Raw genomic sequence first — 3,941 nt, 5'->3', positions numbered from 1 at the left:
GGCTTACTCCAGAACTAACAGACGCCTTTTTGCGCATTGGCAATACCTCTTCTTTTATTTAAGATGTAAAATATAATAATCTTATTTCACTAAAGGATATGGCGATGGGGAAAAAGATAACAGCAACCGAGGCGGTACGTAGGTTTTCCGACTTATTAAACAACATTAGATACAGAGGCAGCCATTATACAATACTAAAGGGTGGAAAATCCGTAGCGGCGATTGGTCCCGTTGGGGAGTTCAAAGCTGAACGGACTTTGGGTGAACTTCCGGAACTCCTGGAAGCCCTACCTCGCCTCGGCGAAGAAGCAAAGTCATTTGAAACAGATTTTGAGGAAATACTAAAAAGCCAACCGGCAATGCCAACGGAAAAACCATGGGCGTAATCCTCGACACCAGTGTTTTATATATCGAAAGTGCGTTAAAAAGGAACACTGTAGTAAGTGCCATTTTTCAATGACGTCCCTTCTTAGGACCAAAATTCCGATTCAAACCACTCAGTCGGATTAACCTATCAAGAATAGACAACATATGGACATAGCAAAGGCAAAGCTATTTCCGGCCTTGCCTTTGCTATCATCTGATGCCTTACATCTCTTTTACTTCTTAAACTTCCTTCTGAATCCTGTAAGGCCCACCAAGCCAGAGCCGAGCAAGAGCAAGGTGCAGGGTTCGGGAACCGGGCTATAAGCTCCGGCGCTCACATTGTCAACGTGTGGCAAGCCATCCGAAAAGCCGAACCATGTGTCTATCCAACCAGGACAATCTTCGGATGGGCAATAGATAGAAGGTATACCGGTTCGCCCCTCAAATCCGCCTAATACGTTGTAAATAGTCCATGATTCACCGATGGAATCGTCCAAGGCATCCAGTAACGTGGCGGCATTGTAACTACGAACGCCGCTGTGGCACAGGAGGGCAAAAGGCTCATCAGTCACAAAGCTATAGCGATTTTGAAACTCCCATGCGAAGTCATCGTTAAGGATTCGTGTCCCCGCGGAATCGTAAAGCATGTACGAAATGTTAAATACCCTATCTTCCAGAAACGCTCCATTTGTGCCGTCGTATCCGGGATGACCGGGTGTATCTCCAGACGTAGCCCCAATAGTAAATGGAAGTCCGGACCATTCCTGCGGGGTCCTTACGTCTATAAGATATCCGATGTAAGCGGAATCGCCTGGATAGAGTTGCATATTGTTGTAGACATCAAGTGGACTGAGGCTGGTAAACCCAGATGCTAATCCAGCCAAGCCTAAGACCAGAAAGACAGATAGTATAAAAGCCAAAAACCGTTTCATTTTCAAGTTCCTCCTCTATCCTTTTAAAAATACACCAAAATTTTTTAGCCCCCCTTTTACTGTTGATTTTAGTTCCAGAAACAAAAAGGCTCGGTTATCCCTGAAATAAGACCCATAGCCATCGTCTCCTGGCCACTGTAGATTTTCCTGACCTTTTTGCCGAATTGTTCTAGGCATGAGACAATCGCCGTCCGTCAAATATAAAGACAGCCTTACATTTTACTGACAAAAAGGTCAGCACCTTCGCTGTTGCCAAATACACACCACCGGGGCACATGTTTTGTGGAGTCGCTTTTTCTAACCGGACAAAGTGGAAGGGTTAACGACTAAGCCCTGATGTCTCCCAGTCCATCGTGCGGGAAGATGCACCTTCATGACTAATAAGTTGCGTCTCGTTTTTTTATACCCACCAAACCTATTCCAACAGGAAATCAGCATAAAACGTGCCAATGGAATTTTACACAAGAAGATTATCCAATGTGCCTTAATTACTATATTTTTGTAGAAAGAGAGTTTATTGCGGGTAGGTTGCATCATGCAACTAGAAGCGACTCTGGGGTTGCTTCTTTGCACTTCGCGTGATGATATACCAAGGTAGACCGAGAAGCAGGGGCGTCATTGAAAAATATCACTTATTATCCAGTGAGATAGATGGGCACGTTGGTGCAGAAAGTGCGCGACGTTTTGGTATTATCCCGCGCCACGGGGCGACCTATGGCGGCAATTTCTTTTGGCTGTAATTCTGCGTCGTTTCAGTCTTGTCTCTACCTGTTACGCCACAGTCTCAGGGGGAAAAGAGGTTTTTTGAAGCAATGTCCACAACAAAAAAGGCAGGGCCAATACCGACCCCGCCTTTTTTATCAAAAGCTGAATCCCTGGCTACTTTTTAAACTTCTTCCTGAACCCTGTAAGACCAATGAGCCCGGACCCAATAAGAAGCATGGTGGCAGGTTCGGGAACGGGTGTCACCCCGGAGACATAATCTGATCTGGTTGATGTTGATGTATGAATATGGGCCTCTAACCAGTAGTTATCATATTCCCAGGCAGATTGTGGAAGTTCAATATCAAAAGATGCTGTACCCGCCTGCGAAAAATTATAATTGAGTTGATTTGGATCGAAAATGGACGAAAATGAAATTGGGGGTTCCCATATCCCAATCCTGGCACTCGGTGTGTTAACATTGTCTTCAAGATAAAAGGTAAGCTGAGCGTAGTTACTTGCGTCCTCTAGCGAAAAATCTTCCCTGCTCAGACTAACATTGATATTATAGTCAACAGAAAAGGTGTATGTGCCCGAAAGATCCGGAAAACCAAACATTATACCCCTATGGATATTTCCATTAATCCAACCAGTGCCGTCGGCATTTCCACTTGATTGCGAGGTTGTGTGTGACGTTGATTCAGTAGTATTGTTTACATAAAGAGATGCTGCATTTGCTCCCAAATTATTCACCACAGTGGTAGGATTATTCCATAAAGGACTAGATGTACTGTATCCTTGTTCTACAGCACTATGATCATACCCGGGATTGCCTGGATCTGGGCCATTTATCCATGATTCGGAACCAAGCCCCTTATACTCCCAGTAGACATAAGAGCCGGGAGAGGTCGGGGAATAAATAATATTTCCCGCGGAGTCTTTAAGGGTAAGGGTACTCCAATTCACTGTGAATTGGCAGTCAGCGATTGCTGTAGCATGAACATTTTTTGCAATCAACACTAAGAATAAAAAGGAACTTAGGACGATAAAAGTCGAGAAAATTTTCTTCATCTTTCCTCCTTAGCAATATAAATTCATGAAGAAACAACCATGGGAACCCCGTGCGGAAGCACGGGGTTTTTTACTTAAGATAAAAAATAAGCAAAAATTATTCCAACTATAGATGCTTCCTGGAAAAGTCTAAAAACCACTACTCTTTTCAATAAGTTAGATTATTTTAAATTTGTAACCTTAAAAACTTAAAACCAGGAAAATGTGAAATATTTTACTCTTTTTAGGAGAATTATTTTACCCAAAAGTGGTAATTTGTTTCCACTTTTTTGGCTGTAACTCTGCGTCTCTTCAGCCTTTTCCATCATGTTTCCGATTTCAATTCTTGCTCTATACGTTCGCTTAGAAACATTTTAAGCAAGGACTGATAAGGCATGTCACGTTTGTTTTCAAAAAGGTGAACGAACTTCCTAAGTTAATTGACTTGCTTGACGTATACGGATCTTAAGGGATTTCGGCTGCATTAATCCTATGGGGTCAGGTTTTGCCGGGTTGTTGCCCAAACGCAGTTTCAGTAAAAACGGACATGTCAAGAATTTTGTGTAAATGCCTTTTTGTGATATCATGCCAAGGTCATTCTTTCTTCAAATAAGATTGCAAACTGATTCAGTGCGGCCCGCCAGTTCCTTACCGGCCTTGTCCATTTCTCCCAGCCAGGCTACAACTCGTCGGCGTGGTCCCCGTTCGCTACGAAATGCTATTTTACTTTAATCCACAACAACCTGGCCACGTTAGGCCCTGGATTTTCCCATTGACTCGGCATATCAGTGGTCAGGTAAATCACGTCTCCGGCGCGGATAGTGTAAGTAGCATTACTGATAACCATTTTTAATTTGCCTGAAAGGACATAGCCTATCTCCTCGCCTTTGT

Annotated in this window: 4 protein-coding genes; 1 reads left to right on the top strand and 3 read right to left on the bottom strand. The window is 43.4% G+C overall.

The genetic code is table 11. From position 1 onward, the window contains the following. Positions 1–104: 104 nt before the first annotated feature. Positions 105–386, top strand: coding sequence for a hypothetical protein (locus RDU59_12840; GenBank protein MDQ7839366.1), 282 nt, complete (start codon positions 105–107; stop codon positions 384–386). Positions 387–599: 213 nt separating this feature from the next. Here the strand turns inward: RDU59_12840 and RDU59_12835 are convergent, their stop codons facing one another. From RDU59_12835 to RDU59_12825, 3 genes are all read right to left on the bottom strand, one after another. Then, a complete protein-coding gene (locus RDU59_12835; protein ID MDQ7839365.1) occupies positions 600–1,298 on the bottom strand; it encodes a PEP-CTERM sorting domain-containing protein in 699 nt (232 codons plus the stop codon). Between the two features lie 879 nt (positions 1,299–2,177). After that, a complete protein-coding gene (locus tag RDU59_12830) occupies positions 2,178–3,071 on the bottom strand; it encodes a PEP-CTERM sorting domain-containing protein (protein MDQ7839364.1) in 894 nt (297 codons plus the stop codon). A 697-nt stretch (positions 3,072–3,768) separates the two neighbouring features. Continuing rightward, positions 3,769–3,927, bottom strand: coding sequence for a cupin domain-containing protein (locus tag RDU59_12825; protein ID MDQ7839363.1), 159 nt, complete (start codon positions 3,925–3,927; stop codon positions 3,769–3,771). Between the last annotated feature and the right edge of the window lie 14 nt (positions 3,928–3,941).

This window comes from Thermodesulfobacteriota bacterium, assembly GCA_031082315.1.
Lineage (GTDB): Bacteria > Desulfobacterota > QYQD01 > QYQD01 > QYQD01 > QYQD01.
Note: the sequence above shows the minus strand (reverse complement) of the source record. Positions and strands in the feature narration are given on the sequence as shown.

Coding starts and splice junctions, on each gene's coding strand:
- RDU59_12835 (MDQ7839365.1), bottom strand. CDS start 1,298: ATGAAACGGTTTTTGGCTTTTATACTATCTGTCTTTCTGGTCTTAGGC.
- RDU59_12840 (MDQ7839366.1), top strand. CDS start 105: ATGGGGAAAAAGATAACAGCAACCGAGGCGGTACGTAGGTTTTCCGAC.
- RDU59_12830 (MDQ7839364.1), bottom strand. CDS start 3,071: ATGAAGAAAATTTTCTCGACTTTTATCGTCCTAAGTTCCTTTTTATTC.